The 14526-nt window shown below is 66.7% G+C and carries 15 protein-coding genes and 1 riboswitch; of the genes, 3 read left to right on the top strand and 12 right to left on the bottom strand.

Annotated elements, in window-relative coordinates; genetic code table 11:
- Positions 1 to 21 precede the first annotated feature (21 nt).
- A complete protein-coding gene (locus tag AC1DX5_RS23490) occupies positions 22 to 543 on the bottom strand; it encodes a DUF1993 domain-containing protein (RefSeq protein ID WP_478017705.1) in 522 nt (173 codons plus the stop codon).
- A 128-nt stretch (positions 544 to 671) separates the two neighbouring features.
- Positions 672 to 887, top strand: a riboswitch (cobalamin riboswitch).
- Between the two features lie 112 nt (positions 888 to 999).
- Between AC1DX5_RS23490 and metE the strand changes: the two genes are divergently transcribed.
- Together metE and AC1DX5_RS23480 are read left to right on the top strand one after the other, a co-directional pair.
- Positions 1000 to 3309 (top strand): 5-methyltetrahydropteroyltriglutamate--homocysteine S-methyltransferase, encoded by a 2310-nt coding sequence (gene metE / locus AC1DX5_RS23485; protein WP_478017702.1) that lies wholly within the window; start codon positions 1000 to 1002, stop codon positions 3307 to 3309.
- Positions 3296 to 3706 carry an acyl-CoA thioesterase gene (locus AC1DX5_RS23480; protein ID WP_478017699.1) on the top strand — a complete coding sequence of 137 codons (411 nt, stop codon included), beginning with the start codon at positions 3296 to 3298 and terminating at the stop codon, positions 3704 to 3706. The genes metE and AC1DX5_RS23480 overlap by 14 nt, the downstream gene beginning before the upstream one ends.
- 205 nt (positions 3707 to 3911) lie before the next feature.
- Here the strand turns inward: AC1DX5_RS23480 and pnp are convergent, their stop codons facing one another.
- The 7 genes from pnp to AC1DX5_RS23445 all read right to left on the bottom strand — a co-directional run bounded on the left by pnp (position 3912) and on the right by AC1DX5_RS23445 (position 9616).
- The gene (gene pnp, locus AC1DX5_RS23475; RefSeq protein ID WP_478017697.1) at positions 3912 to 6299 is read right to left on the bottom strand and encodes a polyribonucleotide nucleotidyltransferase; all 2388 of its coding nucleotides are present in this window, start codon (positions 6297 to 6299) and stop codon (positions 3912 to 3914) included.
- 222 nt (positions 6300 to 6521) lie between these two features.
- On the bottom strand, positions 6522 to 6791 hold the full coding sequence (rpsO, locus tag AC1DX5_RS23470; protein ID WP_465171664.1) for a 30S ribosomal protein S15: 270 nt from the start codon (positions 6789 to 6791) through the stop codon (positions 6522 to 6524).
- Positions 6792 to 6805: 14 nt separating this feature from the next.
- Positions 6806 to 7699, bottom strand: a complete 894-nt coding sequence (truB, locus tag AC1DX5_RS23465) for a tRNA pseudouridine(55) synthase TruB (RefSeq protein ID WP_465175549.1) — start codon at positions 7697 to 7699, stop codon at positions 6806 to 6808.
- Between the two features lie 4 nt (positions 7700 to 7703).
- A complete protein-coding gene (locus AC1DX5_RS23460) occupies positions 7704 to 8393 on the bottom strand; it encodes a site-2 protease family protein (protein ID WP_465175550.1) in 690 nt (229 codons plus the stop codon).
- A 44-nt stretch (positions 8394 to 8437) separates the two neighbouring features.
- Positions 8438 to 8812, bottom strand: coding sequence for a DUF6491 family protein (locus AC1DX5_RS23455; protein ID WP_465175551.1), 375 nt, complete (start codon positions 8810 to 8812; stop codon positions 8438 to 8440).
- A 37-nt stretch (positions 8813 to 8849) separates the two neighbouring features.
- Positions 8850 to 9431 carry a thymidine kinase gene (locus tag AC1DX5_RS23450; RefSeq protein ID WP_465171668.1) on the bottom strand — a complete coding sequence of 194 codons (582 nt, stop codon included), beginning with the start codon at positions 9429 to 9431 and terminating at the stop codon, positions 8850 to 8852.
- 23 nt (positions 9432 to 9454) lie between these two features.
- Positions 9455 to 9616, bottom strand: coding sequence for an AbrB/MazE/SpoVT family DNA-binding domain-containing protein (locus AC1DX5_RS23445; RefSeq protein WP_465171669.1), 162 nt, complete (start codon positions 9614 to 9616; stop codon positions 9455 to 9457).
- Between the two features lie 109 nt (positions 9617 to 9725).
- On the opposite strand from AC1DX5_RS23445, the gene AC1DX5_RS23440 reads away from it, so the two are divergent.
- Positions 9726 to 10220 (top strand): DUF7010 family protein, encoded by a 495-nt coding sequence (locus AC1DX5_RS23440; protein WP_478017694.1) that lies wholly within the window; start codon positions 9726 to 9728, stop codon positions 10218 to 10220.
- On the opposite strand, the gene rbfA is transcribed toward AC1DX5_RS23440, so the two are convergent.
- From rbfA to AC1DX5_RS23420, 4 genes are read right to left on the bottom strand one after another with little or no spacing between them, the layout of a single operon-like run.
- Positions 10221 to 10625: a 30S ribosome-binding factor RbfA gene (rbfA, locus tag AC1DX5_RS23435; RefSeq protein WP_478017692.1), complete on the bottom strand. Its 405-nt coding sequence runs from the start codon at positions 10623 to 10625 to the stop codon at positions 10221 to 10223.
- Positions 10622 to 11023 (bottom strand): hypothetical protein, encoded by a 402-nt coding sequence (locus tag AC1DX5_RS23430; RefSeq protein ID WP_465171672.1) that lies wholly within the window; start codon positions 11021 to 11023, stop codon positions 10622 to 10624. Before AC1DX5_RS23430 ends, rbfA begins: the two co-directional genes overlap by 4 nt.
- A gap of 1 nt (position 11024) precedes the next feature.
- Positions 11025 to 13748 (bottom strand): translation initiation factor IF-2, encoded by a 2724-nt coding sequence (gene infB / locus AC1DX5_RS23425; RefSeq protein WP_478017690.1) that lies wholly within the window; start codon positions 13746 to 13748, stop codon positions 11025 to 11027.
- Positions 13749 to 13764: 16 nt separating this feature from the next.
- On the bottom strand, positions 13765 to 14475 hold the full coding sequence (locus AC1DX5_RS23420; protein ID WP_478017687.1) for a DUF448 domain-containing protein: 711 nt from the start codon (positions 14473 to 14475) through the stop codon (positions 13765 to 13767).
- Positions 14476 to 14526: the final 51 nt, after the last annotated feature.

Here is a 14526-nt window from a genome sequence, read left to right as displayed (position 1 = left end):
AGGCCAGACCTTCGTCACGCCCTACCGCTTGATACGCGGCGTTCCCATGAAATCGCGTTTGCCCAGCTTCACGCCTTGCGCGCGCAGGATCGCATAGGCCGTCGTCGCGTGGAAATAGAAGTTTGGCTGCGAGAAGGAGAGCAGGAAGTTCGCGCCCGTGAAGGGCATGATGGTTTCCCCGAAGGCGAACTGCGTATCGCAGTCCGCCAGGGCATCGAACGCGTCGCGATCAAGCGCCTTCAGGCTGCTGACCGCCGTCTGCAGGGTGTCGTGCAGGCCGGCAAAGTCCGTCGGCCAGGCCGACCGGTCGGGCGAGAAGCTGCCGGCCCGGACCCCCTCGATCCCGCCGACCGAATGGGCGGCGCAGGATTTCACCTGGTAGCCGAAGGGCAGCATGTCCGGTGCGAGGCGGGTGTCGATCAGCTCCGCTTCCATCCTGCCCTGTTCGGCGCAGAACGCCGCCGCCTTGTCGACCAGCGCATCGACCGCGCCCAGGATCTGGAGGTTGGACGGTACGACGGCATCGTAAAGGGAGAAGGACATGGGTTCTGGCTCCGGCTGATTTTGCGAGCTTATGGAGGCTCGGCGTGGCCGCGTCCATGTGCCGCTCGGCACTGAATGCATCATATAAAGAATTCTTTATATGATGCTTGACGCGCTGGTCGTAACATCTATCCTGTGATGGTCGAGGTTCTTCGCCCGGTTGCCCGATCGGAGCTAAGACGGGAAGCCGGTGCGGCCCTTGGGCTTATTCCGGCGCTGCCCCCGCAACTGTGAGCGGTGAGCGGCGGTCCATTTTGCGTCACTGGTCCGGACAAGGGACCGGGAAGGCCGGATCGTCGCATTGACCCGCGAGCCAGGAGACCTGCCTCGTCAGATAACGTCCTCCGGCGGGGTGCCCGGTCAGGCCGCGTGCAACACCGCGCCCCGGCTTGTCATTAGGGCGCGTGCTCGTTGCCGTGCGTCCGGCCTCACCTTGCCCAACGCAAGGCCAAGACGATGACCATCTCAGTCGCAACCCTCGGTTTCCCCCGTATCGGCCCGCGCCGCGAGTTGAAGTTCGCGCTCGAAAGCTTCTGGTCGGGCAAGTCGGATGCCGACGCTCTGTCGCTCGCGGCACAGGGCTTGCGCGCCGCTGCCTGGGCGCGGCAAAGGGCGTTGGGCGCCGACATCATCCCCAGCGGCGACTTCTCGCTCTACGACCATGTGCTCGATACCTCCGCGATGCTCGGCGCGGTGCCGGCGCGCTATGGCTGGAACGGTGGCAGGGTCGGCCTCGACACTTATTTCGCCATGGCGCGTGGTGCGCAGAGCGCGAAGGGTCACGAAGGCTGCGCGCATGGGCTGGACAGCACCGCGCAGGAAATGACCAAATGGTTCGACACCAACTATCATTACATGGTGCCGGAACTGAGCGCAGGACAGCAATTCGCGCTGTCGTCGAGCAAGGCAGTCGACGAATTCCTCGAGGCCAAGGCACTCGGATACCATACGCGGCCGGTGCTGTTCGGCCCGGTGACCTGGCTGACGCTCGCCAAGGGCAAGGACGTCGCCCCGCTGTCGCTGCTCGAGGCGGTACTGCCGGTCTATGAGGATGTGCTGGCGCAGCTCGCGCGCGCCGGTGCCGACTGGGTGCAGATCGACGAACCCTGCCTGGTGCTCGACCTCGACGACGATCAGCGCGCGGCGCTGAAGCAAGCGTACAGGCGCCTGTCAGTGAACGGGCCGAAGGTGATGCTCGCGACCTATTTCGGCGCGCTCGGCGACAATCTGGAACTGGCGACCGACCTGCCGGTGCACGGGCTCCATATCGATCTGGTCCGTGCGCCGGAGCAGCTCGAGCCGGTGTGGCAGCGTGCCCGGCCCGACCTGCTGCTGTCGCTCGGCGTGATCGACGGGCGGAACGTCTGGCGGGCCGATCTCGATGCGTTGATCGAGCGGATTGCGCCCGTCGCGGCCGAGCGCAACCTGGTGCTCGCGCCGTCCTGCTCGCTGCTGCACGTGCCGGCCGATCTCGCGATCGAGACCGCGCTCGACCCGGAGGTGAAGCAGTGGCTGGCGTTCGCGGCGCAGAAGATCGGCGAATTGTCGGTGCTGGCCCAGGCGCTCAACCAGGGCGCGGACAAGGTCGCCGAGCCGCTGGCGCTGGCCCGGGCGGCGGTCGAGTCGCGCAAGGCCTCGCCGCTGATCCACAATCCCGCGGTCGCGGCGCGGCTGGCGGCGGTCGATCTCGACATGACCCGGCGCACCTCGCCCTTCGCGGATCGCCGCGTGGCGCAACAGGGGCGGCTCGGCCTGCCGAGCTTCCCGACCACGACGATCGGCTCCTTCCCGCAGACGCCCGAGGTGCGCAAGGCGCGCGCCGCGCACATCAAGGGCGAGATCGACGACCTGGCCTATGAACAGTTCCTGCGCATCGAGACCGCCGCGACGGTCGAGTGGCAGGAGAAGATCGGCCTCGACGTGCTGGTGCATGGCGAGTTCGAGCGCAACGACATGGTGCAGTATTTCGGCGAGCAGCTTTCCGGCTTCGCTTTCACCCGCAGCGCCTGGGTGCAGAGCTATGGCTCGCGCTGCGTGCGGCCGCCGATCCTGTACGGCGATGTCGCGCGGCCGAAGCCGATGACGGTCGAGTGGTGGCGTTATGCCCAGTCGCTGACGAGCAAGCCGATGAAGGGCATGCTGACCGGGCCGGTCACGAGCCTCAACTGGTCGTTCGTGCGCGACGACCAGCCACGCTCGCAGAGCTGCCGCGAAATCGCGCTGGCGATCCGCGACGAGGTGATCGACCTGGAGGCGGCCGGCGCGGCGGTGATCCAGATCGACGAGGCGGCCCTGCGCGAAGGGCTACCGCTGCGCCGCGCCGACTGGCAGGCCTATCTCGACTGGGCGGTCGAATGCTTCCGCCTGACCGCATCGGGCGTGCGCGACGACACCCAGATCCACACCCATATGTGCTATTCGGAGTTCAACGACATCCTGCCCTCGATCGGCGCGATGGACGCCGACGTCATCTCGATCGAGACCGCCCGGTCGCAGATGGAGCTGCTCGATGCCTTTGCCGATTATGCCTATCCCAACGAGATCGGGCCGGGGGTGTACGACATCCATGCACCGCGCATCCCCGCCGAAGCGGAGATGACCGGGCTGCTGACGCTCGCGGGCAAGCGCCTGCCGGCCGAGCAGCTATGGGTGAACCCCGATTGCGGGCTCAAGACGCGTAAATGGGAGGAAGTCCGCCCCGCGCTGATCGCGATGGTCGCGGCGGCGCAGCGCATGCGCGTGCGGGGTGCCTATGACGCGGCCTGAGACCCCGCTCGAAACGATGCCGGACGAGCAGCCCGCCGTCCGCGTGACGGCGGTGCCGGCCGACGCCAATGTCTATGGCGATATCTTCGGCGGCTGGCTGATGAGCCAGATGGACCTCGCCGCTTCCTCGGTCGCCTCGCGTCACGCGGGCGGCCGGGCAGTGACGATCGCGGTGGAGGGCATGGCCTTCCACCGCCCGGTCTTCGTCGGCGACGAGGTGTCGGTGTTGGCCCGGCTGATCAAGGTGGGGCGGACGTCGATGCGGGTCCGGGTCGAAGCCTGGGCGCGCGACCGGCATTCGGAAGAGGCGAACAAGGTGACCGAGGCGGAGTTCGCGTTCGTGGCCGTGGGGCAGGACCGGCGGCCGAGGCCGGTGCGGGCGATGACGATGGTTTGAGCCACACCGTCATGCCGGACTTGTTCCGGCATCCATTCCGCGGCTGGGCGCAGCATTGCGTCGAATACGGTCCGCTTGCGGAACGATGGACCCCGGAACGAGTCCGAGGTGACGGTTGCGGGTGGGCTGGCGCCATCCTTCATCAAAAAAAAGGGGCCCGGTTTCCCGAGCCCCTCTTCATTTGTCCTTGCGGAACCGGGATCGCTTAGTCGCGGTCGCCGGTCAGGAAGGCTGGTGCGAACTCGGGCGCGGGGCCGTCGTCATTGCCGCCTTCGCTGCGCTCGCGGCGCGGGCCGCGGCCCTCGTCCCGCGCACCGCCGCCATCGCGACGAGGACCACGGCCGCCGTCACCATCACGACGCGGGCCACGGTCGCCACGGCCACCGCCGTCGCCACGCGGGCCACGGCCGCCGTCGCCGTCACGGCGCGGGCCGCGGGGGCCACGATCGCCGCGATCACCGCCTTCGCGGGGCTCGCGGGCGGGACGGGTGTCTTCCAGCTCGGCACCGGTCTCCTGATCGACGACGCGCATCGACAGGCGGACCTTGCCGCGCGGATCGATCTCGAGAACCTTGACCTTCACGGCCTGGCCTTCGCTGAGAACGTCGGCAACCTTCTCGACGCGCTCGTTCTTGATCTCCGAGACGTGGACGAGACCGTCCTTGCCGCCCATGAAGTTCACGAACGCACCGAAATCGACCAGGTTGACGACCTTGCCGTCATAGATCTTGCCGACTTCGGCTTCCTCGACGATGCCCTTGATCCAGGCGATCGCGGCGTCGATCTGCGCCGAATCCGACGAGCTGACCTTGATCACGCCCTCATCGTCGATGTCGACCTTCGCGCCGGTGGTGGCGACGATCTCGCGGATCACCTTGCCGCCGGTGCCGATGACGTCACGGATCTTCGACTTGTCGATCGTGATCGTCTCGATGCGCGGTGCGTGCGCCGACAGCTCCTCACGGGTATGGTCGAGCGCCTTGGCCATCTCGCCCAGGATGTGCGCGCGGCCTTCCTTGGCCTGGTTCAGCGCGACGCGCATGATCTCTTCGGTGATGCCGGCGATCTTGATGTCCATCTGCATCGTGGTGATGCCCTCGGACGTACCCGCCACCTTGAAATCCATGTCGCCGAGGTGATCCTCGTCGCCCAGGATGTCGGACAGGACGGCGAAGTCCTTGCCTTCCAGGATCAGGCCCATCGCGATGCCCGAGACCGGGCGCTTCAGCGGCACGCCTGCGTCCATCATCGACAGCGAACCGCCGCACACCGTCGCCATCGACGACGAGCCGTTCGACTCGGTGATGTCGGAGAGGACGCGGATCGTGTAGGGGAATTCTTCCTTCGACGGCAGCACCGGATGCAGCGCGCGCCAGGCGAGCTTGCCATGGCCGACTTCGCGACGGCCCGGCGCGCCGAAGCGGCCGACTTCACCGACCGAATAGGGCGGGAAGTTATAGTGCAGCATGAAATGCTCGTAGGACAGGCCGGTCAGGCCGTCGATCATTTGCTCGGCGTCGCGCGTGCCGAGCGTGGTGGTGCAGATCGACTGAGTCTCGCCGCGCGTGAACAGGGCCGAGCCGTGCGTGCGCGGGAGGAAGTGCACCATCGCCTCGATCGGACGGATCTGGGTGGTGGTGCGGCCGTCGATGCGCTGGCCGTCCTTGAGGATGGCGCCGCGGACGATCTCGGCTTCCAGCTTCTTCATCAGCTTGCCGGCGGCCATCTGGTCCTGCGGGGTCGCGTCGGCGAACGCCGCCTTGCCCTTGGCGCGGGCCTCGTTCAGCAGGTCCGAACGCTTGGACTTGTCGGTCACCTTGTAGGCGGCGGCGATGTCCTTGCCGATCAGCTTCTTCAGCTTGTCCTTGGCGGCCGTCAGGTCGGCCTGCTCGGCCATTTCCCAAGGCTCCTTGGCGGCCTGCTCGGCGAGATCGATGATCGCGTTGACGGCTTCGCGGCACGCCTTGTGGGCGAACTGCACGGCGCCGAGCATCACGTCTTCCGACAGTTCCTTGGCTTCGGATTCGACCATCATCACGGCGCCACCGGTGGCGGCGACGACGAGGTCGAGATCGCCTTCCTTGGTCTGCTCGAGCGTCGGGTTCAGGATATACTCGCCATCGACATAGCCGACGCGCGCTGCGCCGATCGGGCCCATGAAGGGCACGCCGGAGATGGTGAGGGCGGCCGAGGCGGCGACCATCGCGAGGATGTCCGGCTCGTTCTCGCCGTCATAGCTCAGCACCTGGGCGATGACGTTGATCTCGTTGTAAAAGCCTTCCGGGAACAGCGGGCGGATCGGGCGATCGATCAGGCGGCTGGTCAGCGTCTCCTTTTCGGTGGCGCCGCGCTCACGCTTGAAGAAGCCGCCGGGGATGCGGCCCGAAGCCGAGAATTTTTCCTGGTAGTGGACGGTGAGCGGGAAGAAATCCTGCCCTTCCTTGACGGAGCGTGCGGCGGTGACCGCGCACAACACGACGGTTTCGCCGAGCGTCGCGATGACGGCGCCATTGGCCTGGCGGGCAACGCGGCCCGTTTCCAGCGTGAGGGTCTTGCCGCCCCACTGGATGCTTACGGTTTTGGTATCGAACATTTTATTTCCTTCAACTCCGGCCGCCAAATGCGTGCCGGGGCCTATGTGCGGGCTTGACCGGCCCGCGCGGTTTGAGGTCTTTCACGGCCTCCGGACAATCAGCCGAATTGCATCCTGTCCTGTGTCCCCTTGATGGGGTCCAGTCTCGTCGATGAGCTGGCGGCCCCGCACATGGCGGGGTTTATCTGGAATATGAAAACGGCGCCCGAGGGCGCCGGTTTCTTACTTGCGAAGGCCGAGCTTCGCGATGAGATCGGTGTAACGCTGACCGTCCTTGTGACGGAGATAATCGAGCAGCGACCGACGCTTGTTGACCATCATCAGCAGCCCGCGGCGCGAATGATTGTCCTTCTTGTGGTCCTTGAAGTGCTCGGTCAGGTTGCGGATTCGCTCCGTGAGGATCGCGACCTGAACTTCGGGGGAACCCGTATCGCCTTCGGCGCGGGCATGGTCCTTGACGAGCGCTTCCTTGCGCTCCTGAGTGATCGACATCGTGATCCTTTCGCTTAGAGGTTGAAACCGCGAACGACGCGGACCTCGCGGTCCAGAACTTCCACCAGAGCGACCGGAACATCGTCCGATATCGCGAAGTGGAGGCCATCGTCTGCGGCGATCCCGATCAACACCCGCCCCTGTCGGAGCAGCCCTGCCTGATCGGGGGTGAGGGAGAGAGCCGGGATGTCGTCCAGCCCCGCCCTCAAGGGCAGGAGTTTGTCTTCAAGGGCGCGCCCATGGCCGAGTTCGTCCAGTTTGTCCAGCGATATCGAGTCCGCCAGGGTGAACGGGCCGGCCTTCACGCGGCGGAGCATGGTGACATGCCCGACCGTGCCGAGCGCCAGCGCGATGTCGCGCGCGAGGCTGCGGATATAGGTGCCCTTCGAGACATGGGCGGTGAGGGTGGCCTCTTCAACTTCCTCCCTTGGCTCCTCCCCGGAGGAGCTTAGACTGTGGATCGTCACTGACCGGCTCGCCAGCACCACCTCCTCGCCCGCCCGCGCCAGATCATAGGCACGCTGCCCGTCGACCTTCAGCGCCGAATAGGCCGGCGGCACCTGTTCGATCGGGCCGGTGAAGCGGGGCAGCACTGCCTCGAGCGCCGCCAGTGTCGGCCGTACCTCCGACCAGGCGATCTCCGCGCCCTCCAGGTCGAGCGTGTCAGTCTGCACCCCGAAGCGAATCGTGAAGTCATAAACCTTGTCGCTGTCGAGCATGCGCCCGGCGAGCTTGGTCGCTTCGCCGATCGCGATCGGCAGCACCCCCGTCGCCAACGGGTCGAGCGTGCCGCCATGGCCGACCTTCAGCTTGCCATAGCCGCCGGCGCGAAGCGCGCGCTTGACCGCCGACACGCCCTGAGTCGAGCCGAGCCCGAGCGGCTTGTCGAGAATGATCCAGCCATGCACCGGATCAGACCGACAGGCCGGCGGACCCGAGCAAAAAACTGATCACCGCCCAGGCCGGCGGGCCGATCAGGCGCCCGACGATATTCGCGTTCGGCGCGATCATCGGCAGGATGACGAGCAGGAAGATCAGCAGCAGGAAGCCATAACGGCCGATCCGCGCATACTGCGCCGCGAGGGGGCGGGGCAGCAGGCCCTGCACGACGTGACCGCCATCGAATGGCGGGATCGGCAGCAGGTTGAAGATCGCCAGGAACACGTTGATCATCACGAAATTGATCAGATTCTCGGACAGAAAGGCGCTCGCACCGGTTGGCGTACCGCCCGGCCAGAATGCCATGAAGATCGCGATGGCGACGGTACCGAGTAGCGCGAGCGCGATATTCATGCCTGGACCGGCCAGCGCGACCAGCATCATGTGGATGCGCGGATTGCGCAACCGGCTCGCCACCACCGGCACCGGCTTCGCCCAGCCGAACACCGGCAGGTTGGCGATGGCGAGCGACAGCGGCAGCAGGATCGTGCCGACCGGATCGACATGCGTGATCGGGTTGACCGACAGGCGCCCGAGCCGCTTCGCGGTCGGATCGCCGAGCGCATTGGCGACCCAGCCATGCGATACCTCGTGCAGCACGATCGCGATGGTCAGGGGGATGATCCAGACCGCGGCCGAATAGAGGATGTTGGGAATGTCCATCGCCTGCATCTAGGGACGCGACCGGGTATGCGCCAGCGTGGCCCTCAGCCCTTCTTCGGCTTCTTCGCCTTTTTCGGCGGCGGGCCGCTCGTCGCCAGCTCGTCGATCCGGCATTCCTGGCCATCGACCAGCAGCGAGCCATAGCGATCGAGCGAGTTCGATCCGCTGGTCTTCACCCCGATCCTGGTCGCGAAGGACAGGCCGAGGCAGGGGCCGAGAATGGTCGCATGATACCATTTGCGGCCGCGATCCTGGAGATAGATCGCGCGGTCGCCGTCTGGCTGGAAGTCCTGGATTCCATCGAACTGCACGAACGGAATTGAGGCGGGCTTGCCGGTCTCGGGCGGCGTGGTTTGCGCAACCGCAGCGGCGGCACACAGCGCCGCAAGGGGCAGGGCAAGCAGGGTGCGGTTGAACATGGCGATTCCTCGACTCGGGACCCGGAGTGGGCGTTGTTTACGCCAGTCCGGCTGTACGCTCGATGAAGTGTCGCCGGCACATCGCGACATAACGGTCATTGCCGCCGATCTCGGTCTGCGCGCCCTCGCGGATCGCATTCCCCTCCGCATCGACGCGCATGTTCATCGTTGCCTTGCGCCCGCAGGCGCAGACCGACTTTATCTCGATCAGCGAATCCGCGATCGCGAGCAGCCGCGCCGACCCTTCGAACAATTGCCCCTGGAAATCGGTGCGCAGGCCGTAAGCTAGCACCGGCACCCCGTGGAAATCGGCAAGACTGGCGAGCTGGTCGACCTGCGCCGCGGTGAGGAATTGCGCCTCGTCGACCAGCACGCAGGCGGGCGGCGCCTTGCCGTCACGCACCACGATCGCGGCGAGATCCGTGTCGCGGTCGAACGCGATCGCATCCGCCCCCAGCCCGATCCGCGAGGTGACGGTTCCCGCCGCGAACCGATCATCGATCGCCGCGGTGAACAGCAGGGTGCGCATGCCGCGCTCGCGATAGTTGAAATCGGCCTGGAGCAGAGTGGTCGATTTCCCGGCATTCATCGAGGCGTAGTAGAAATAGAGCTTCGCCATCTAGCAGGCCCACCGCAGGCCGGTCATGCACCGCTTCCCGAAAGCCCTGCGTGTCGCGCTTCGATCGAGCCGTCGGGGTGACGGATCCACATCACTTTCGTGCCGGCGGCCCAGCCAAGCTCCTCTCGATTGGTCTTGGGAATCGTGATTCTACCCCGAGAAGAGAGACGAATTTGGGCCTTCATGGATCAGAATATAGCGCCGGGCATGTAGACGGCAACGAATACCGTCGATCCCGATGGACGGTGCGGCACCGGATGCTAGACTGGCGCCCCTGATTCAGGAGCGTTTTCGATGCGCGGCGGTATCTGGGTTCTCACAATCTTTGCTGCGATCTGGTTCGTTGTGGGCGCGGCGGGAGAAGGCCTGCCCTGGGCGGCGCTGGTGATTCCCGCGGCGATTTCCGGCACGCTGCTCGTGTGGGGACGTCGCGCTGCCGGCGAGCCCGCCGCGCAGGGCGGCCATGTCGGGCGGCTCGTCGGGATCTGGAGCGCGGTTGAAGGCGTGGCGATCTTCGTTGCGGTCACCATTTGTCAGAATATCGGCGCGCGCGATGCTGTCGTGCCGGTGATCGCCATCATCGTCGGGCTGCATTTCCTGCCCCTGGCGCGCGGTATCCCGGTGCCTCTTTATTATGCGACCGGCGCCGCGCTGATCGTTCTCGGCCTGGGCGCGCTCCTGCTACCCGGGAATGAGCGCATGGGCGTGGTCGGCCTCTCGGCGGCCGCGATCCTGTGGCTCAGCTGTACGCTGCTGATCCGTCAGGCCAAAGACCGGCCGGCGATCTGATCAGGCCTCGTCCTCGCCCTGCTCGAGATCGCGCGCGACATGCGGATCGCGCAGCAGCTTGTCGATATGGCTGCCCTCGTCGAAGCTTTCGTCGGCGATGAACTTCAGCTTGGCCGCATAACGCGTGTTCACCCGCGCCGCGACCTCGCGCTGGAGATAGGCGGTGTTGGTGCGCAGTGCCTTCAGCACCGCTTCCTCGTCCTTGCCGAGCAACGGCTTGATGAAGACGGTGGCGTGGCGCAGGTCGGGCGACATGCGGACCTCGGTGACGGTCACGACATGCTTCGCCAGGGTCTCGTCATGCACGTCGCCGCGCGCGAGGATATCGGCCAGCGTATGGCGCACCTGCTCGCCGACGCGAAGCAGGCGGACGGAGCGTGTCTCGGGGGTTTCGGCGGGTCTCATTTCATCACCATACATTCGGGGGGCAGCGCCAGCCCGATCAGGCTGAAATCGCGGTAGCTGATCTTGACCGGCTCTCCACCCCAGCGCGGCTTCCATTCCGGCTTGCGCAGTGTCGGCACGCCGGACAGATGGCTGATCGTCAGTGCGCGCGGCCCCGTCCAGCGCAGCACGACGCAATCGTGCTGAGGGCTCTGATACACCGCCTCGCGCGTGAACGGCCGGCCCGATTGCAGGAACACATAAGTGTCCTTCCGATCGAGCACCGGCGCATCATATTCGGCGGTCGCGATATACTGGCCGTCGCGCGATATCGCGCGCTGCCATTCGATCGTCGGCTCGCCGCAGCCGGCCAGCGCGAGCCCGAGGGCCAGCGCCGTGCCGGTCTGCATCATTCGCATCTTACAGCGTCCGTTCGCGCAGCTCGACTTCATAGGTTTCGAGGAAGTCGCCGGGCTTGATGTCGGTGTGGCTGGCGAAGGTCACGCCGCACTCCAGACCCGCACGAACTTCGGCCACGTCGTCCTTGAAGCGCCGCAGCGACGCGATCTCGCCATTGTAGATGATGACGTCGTCGCGCGTGATGCGGGCCTTGAGCGCCTTGCGGATATAGCCCTCGACCACCAGCAGACCGGCGGCGCGGCCATGCTTGCCCGCCGAGAAGACCTCGCGGATTTCGGCGCGGCCGACGACCGTTTCGAACGCCTCGGGGCCAAGCTCGCCCGCCATGCCGGCGCGGATGTCGTCGATCAGGTCGTAGATCACGTCATAATATTTCAACGCGACTTTCTGACGCTCGGCGATCTCGCGTGCCTTGGCATTGGCGCGGACGTTGAAGCCGATGATCGGCGCGCCCGACGCACCCGCCAGGGTGACGTCGCTCTCGGTGATGCCGCCGACACCCGAGTGCAGCACCCGGGCCTTGATGTCGTCCGTGGAGATCTTGTTGATCGAGCTGACGATCGCTTCGACCGAGCCTTGCGTATCGGCCTTGACGACGAGCGGATATTCGATCGCCTGCTTGTCCTTCAGCGCTGAGAACATGCTCTCCAGGCTGGCGGGGGCAGAGGTCGTGCGCTTGCTGGTAATCACGCTCTGGCGATATTCCGCGACTTCGCGGGCACGCGCCTCGTTCTCGACCACGGTCAGCTGATCGCCCGCGCGCGGCACGCCGGACAGGCCGAGCACTTCGACCGGCATGGACGGGCCGGCTTCCTTGATCTGCTGGCCCTTGTCGTTGGTCATCGCGCGGACCTTGCCGCTCTCGGCGCCGACGACGAACACGTCGCCGACCTTGAGCGTGCCGCGGTTGACGAGGACGGTCGCGACCGGGCCGCGGCCCTTGTCGAGCTTCGCCTCGATCACGGTGCCCTCGGCATCGCGGTCCGGATTCGCCTTCAGCTCGAGCAGTTCGGCCTGGAGCTGGATCTTCTCGATCAGCTCGTCGAGACCGGTCTTCTTGAGCGCCGAAACCTCGACGTCCTGGACGTCGCCCGACATCTCCTCGACCACGACTTCATACTGAAGCAGTGCCTCGCGGACCTTTTGCGGGTTGGCGTCGGGCTTGTCGACCTTGTTGATCGCCACGATCATCGGCACGCCGGCCGCCTTGGTGTGGTTGATCGCCTCGATCGTCTGGGGCTTCAGGCCGTCATCGGCCGCCACGACCAGCACCACGATATCCGTGACGTTGGCGCCGCGCGCGCGCATTTCGGTGAACGCCTCATGGCCCGGCGTGTCGAGGAAGGTGATCTTCGACTTGTCCTTCAGGGTGACCTGATAGGCGCCGATATGCTGCGTGATGCCGCCGGCTTCGCCCTTTACCACATCGGTGCCGCGGAGCGCGTCGAGCAGCGAGGTCTTGCCGTGATCGACATGGCCCATGATCGTCACGACCGGAGGGCGCGGCACGGCCGCGCCGTCCTCTTCCTCGTGCGTGTCGTTCGCGAGATCGATGTCCGAATCGCTGACGCGCGTGATGTTGTGGCCGAATTCGGTCACCAGCAGCTCGGCGGTGTCCTGGTCGATCGTCGCGTTGATCGTGACGGGCATGCCCATCTTGAACAGCGCCTTGACCAGGTCGGCACCCTTTTCCGCCATGCGGTTGGCGAGTTCCTGGACGGTGATCGCCTCGGGAACGACGACGTCGCGGATCTGCTTGGCCTGCGCCTCGCGCGGGCCACCCATCCGGCGATGTTCCTTCTCGCGGGCACGCTTGAGCGCCGCGAGCGAACGGGCACGCGCGCCGTCGCCGTCGCCCAGGGCGCGGTTGACGGTCAGCTTGCCGGCGGTGCGGCGGTCATCGCCCTTGCGGTCGCGCTGCTGCGGACGGCCGGGGCCGTCATTGCTCGGCGCGGCGCTGACCGGACCGGGGCGCTTTGGCGCGCCGGCAGGTGAGGCGGCTGGCGTTGCGGTCGTCGCGGCGGGTGCTGCCGCCACGGGAGCAGGCGCCGGGCGCGGACGCTCGGGGCGCGCAACCGGCGTGAAGCGGCGCGGCGCTGGCATGCTCGGATCGAGCGAAACGGTGATTGGCTGCGGCGGGGCTGCGGGTGCAACGAGCGCGGGGGCCGGAGGCGCCGCGGCAGGTGCCGCTGCCGCTACGGGCGCCGCGGTCGCTTCGGGAGCCGCTGCTTCGACAGGGGCCGGTGCGGGCGCGGGGGCAGGCTGCTCGGGGGCGGCGGGCGAATCCGGCGCGTCGCCGGCGCGGCGATTTTCCTCGGCGCGGCGGCGCTCTTCCTCGGCTGCCTCGAGACGATCACGCTCTTCGCGGCGGCGGGTTTCCTCGAGCGCGTTCATCCGCGCCTCGTCGGCCTCGCGGAGCAGCTTGGTCTGCAACTCCTGGCGCGACAGCAGCGAATTGGCGGGCGAGACGGGCGCCGGACGTGGCGGCTCGGGCGCGCGCACCGGGGCGGCGGCGACGGGCGCTGGCGCCGGTGCTTCCTCGACCACGGGCGCTTCCGGCTCGCCGGGGCGCCGCAGGACACGCCGGCTCTTCACTTCCACGACCACGGTGTTGGAACGGCCATGGCTGAAGCTCTGCTTCACCTTGCCCGTCTCGACCGTGCGCTTCAGCCCCAGCGGCGCGCGCATGCCCAGTTTCGGCTTTTCGTTGTCGGTATCGCTCACTCAAATTCCTCGTAGATCAATCTTCGGCCGTATCGGACGCGCCACCATCCGTCGGCTGTGTTTCAAACGGCGTTGCGCCCTGCGAGACCGTTTCGCAAGGCGCTGTACTCGGGTCAGGGCCGATAAAATGCAGCCAGCGATGGAGCGCTTCGCCCACCCGCTTCGCCGCATCGGGATCAGTCAGGCCAACATGTACCACATTCTGCCGTCCTAGTGCCACGGCCAATATGGTGCGTGATACCGGCAGCGCCAACCCCCTGAGCCCGCTGCCTTCCTCGTCCTTTCCGACGCGCCAGGCCTGGTCGAGCTTGCGGTTGCCGTCCTCGCCCGCATCGGCGGCGTGGAGCAGCAGGTGAAGCTTGCCGGAACGGGCGGCTGTCTCGATCCTTTCGGTGCCGATCAGCAGCCCGCCGGAGCGGGATTCGAGGCCCAGCCGGTCGAGCGCAGCGCGTTCGAGTGCGGCTTCGATCAGCGCGGGCAGGTCGTCGGGGATGAGCACCGGGCCGGTCTTGAACGCGCGGGCGAGCGCGCCCTTGAGCTTGCCCTTGGCCATCGCGGTTTCGAGCTCGGCCTTGGTCACGCCGATCCACGCACCGCGGCCGGGGGCCTTGGCGCGGACATCGGGCAAGACATGGCCGTCGGGCGACAGCGCGAGGCGCACCAACGCGGCGCGCGGCGCGCGGTCGCCGATCAGGATGCAGCGGCGGATGGGGTCGGCGGCGGTCATTGTTCTTCGCCCCTCCCTGCAAGGGAGGGGGCGGGGGTGGGTGCGCGCGTC

This window comes from Sphingomonas sp. P2_B6 (assembly GCF_056404755.1).
The sequence above is the reverse complement of the archived record's forward strand: the minus strand, read 5'-3'. Positions and strand labels throughout refer to the sequence as shown.

Coding starts and splice junctions, on each gene's coding strand:
- AC1DX5_RS23480 (WP_478017699.1), top strand. CDS start 3,296: ATGACGCGGCCTGAGACCCCGCTCGAAACGATGCCGGACGAGCAGCCC.
- rbfA (WP_478017692.1), bottom strand. CDS start 10,625: ATGAGACCCGCCGAAACCCCCGAGACACGCTCCGTCCGCCTGCTTCGC.
- rpsO (WP_465171664.1), bottom strand. CDS start 6,791: ATGTCGATCACTCAGGAGCGCAAGGAAGCGCTCGTCAAGGACCATGCC.
- AC1DX5_RS23420 (WP_478017687.1), bottom strand. CDS start 14,475: ATGACCGCCGCCGACCCCATCCGCCGCTGCATCCTGATCGGCGACCGC.
- metE (WP_478017702.1), top strand. CDS start 1,000: ATGACCATCTCAGTCGCAACCCTCGGTTTCCCCCGTATCGGCCCGCGC.
- AC1DX5_RS23460 (WP_465175550.1), bottom strand. CDS start 8,393: ATGGACATTCCCAACATCCTCTATTCGGCCGCGGTCTGGATCATCCCC.
- AC1DX5_RS23455 (WP_465175551.1), bottom strand. CDS start 8,812: ATGTTCAACCGCACCCTGCTTGCCCTGCCCCTTGCGGCGCTGTGTGCC.
- AC1DX5_RS23430 (WP_465171672.1), bottom strand. CDS start 11,023: ATGCGAATGATGCAGACCGGCACGGCGCTGGCCCTCGGGCTCGCGCTG.
- AC1DX5_RS23490 (WP_478017705.1), bottom strand. CDS start 543: ATGTCCTTCTCCCTTTACGATGCCGTCGTACCGTCCAACCTCCAGATC.
- AC1DX5_RS23445 (WP_465171669.1), bottom strand. CDS start 9,616: ATGAAGGCCCAAATTCGTCTCTCTTCTCGGGGTAGAATCACGATTCCC.
- pnp (WP_478017697.1), bottom strand. CDS start 6,299: ATGTTCGATACCAAAACCGTAAGCATCCAGTGGGGCGGCAAGACCCTC.
- AC1DX5_RS23440 (WP_478017694.1), top strand. CDS start 9,726: ATGCGCGGCGGTATCTGGGTTCTCACAATCTTTGCTGCGATCTGGTTC.
- AC1DX5_RS23450 (WP_465171668.1), bottom strand. CDS start 9,431: ATGGCGAAGCTCTATTTCTACTACGCCTCGATGAATGCCGGGAAATCG.